Below are 1,234 nucleotides of genomic sequence, written 5' to 3' on the forward strand. Positions count from 1 at the left end.
GTATAAGTGATCGTATACCTTCAGCTGCTCGTTTACATACAGTTTAAGCTTGGAACGCATAGAGGTATATTGAAACAGCTGCCCGTCCGGCGACCACCCCGGGGTGATGCTGTCACACATAAACAAAGCAGCGTTTTGTGCCATATGAACCGTTATTTCTTGAACAAATGCAGCATTTTCATACAAAATAAGCGGGTCTGGTATATATTCCATGATGGCTTGTTCTTCAAGGGTTATACACGTTTCTTGTAAAACAGCTTCGTTCGGTGTTTTGTACACCTTTGTTGCAGATTGAGTAGTAGCCGTCAGCTGGGCATTTTTCTCTACCGTTATCATCGTTTTATATTTGTCTCCGCTTACGTATCCTCCACCTACGTGAAGCATATAAACAAAAGGTGATTCAGGAGTCATGTAAATAGGTCTGGCAACTTTAAAAGCACCGTAATGGTACGTATCTTTAATAACGGTTCGCTCGCTGTTTCTTTCTGCTCGAAGCTCTAAATAACCCGTGTAGCTCATGATTCAAGGCCGATTAAAAAGGCCTCTTTTTTAATCCACTCTATCACTCGGTCGAGCCCTTTATCTTCTTTTAAATTGGTGAAAACAAAAGGCTTGTTCCCTCTCGCTTGAATTGTATCTTTTTCCATTACTTCTAAACTAGCTCCTACATACGGGGCTAAATCTGTTTTGTTGATGATGAATAAATCAGATTTAATCATTCCTTGACCGCCTTTACGCGGGATTTTTTCCCCTTGTGCTACATCGATGATATAAATCGAAAAATCAACGAGCTCTGGGCTAAACGTTGCGGCTAAATTATCTCCTCCGCTTTCTACAAAAATAAGTTCAACATCGGGGTGACGTTCCACTAACTCATCGATCGCAGCAAAGTTCATAGATGCATCTTCTCGAATAGCCGTATGAGGGCAGCCTCCTGTTTCTACTCCTACGATACGATTTTCTGGCAAAATACTGTTTTTCACTAGAAATTGCGCGTCTTCTTTTGTATAAATATCGTTTGTAACAACCGCCATGCTTAGCTGTCCTTCTAGTGCACGCGTTAATCGTTCTACTAACATTGTTTTCCCTGCACCAACAGGTCCACCAATTCCAATTTTAATTGCATTCATTTATTACGCCTTCATCGTTAGAAGGCTTTCCCTCCTTTTTTATGACATGAACAATCGGACATGCAATTGTTCATGTTGCATTTGAGCGATTTCTAACCCTGGTG

At 41.1% G+C, this 1,234-nt stretch carries 2 protein-coding genes; both read right to left on the minus strand.

The features are described from left to right. Nucleotides 1-519 (minus strand): urease accessory protein UreD (locus tag AC1DRF_RS28520; RefSeq protein ID WP_477742376.1); only part of this gene is annotated, 519 nt, incomplete at its 3' end. Then, nucleotides 516-1,130 (minus strand): urease accessory protein UreG, encoded by a 615-nt coding sequence (gene ureG, locus AC1DRF_RS28525; protein ID WP_230183481.1) that lies wholly within the window; start codon nucleotides 1,128-1,130, stop codon nucleotides 516-518. The genes AC1DRF_RS28520 and ureG, both read right to left, overlap by 4 nt. Nucleotides 1,131-1,234: the final 104 nt, after the last annotated feature.

The organism is Priestia sp. P5_B4, from assembly GCF_056400385.1.

What these genes read in the sequence shown, in the direction of transcription:
- ureG (WP_230183481.1), bottom strand. Translation starts at nt 1,130, where the DNA reads ATGAATGCAATTAAAATTGGAATTGGTGGACCTGTTGGTGCAGGGAAA.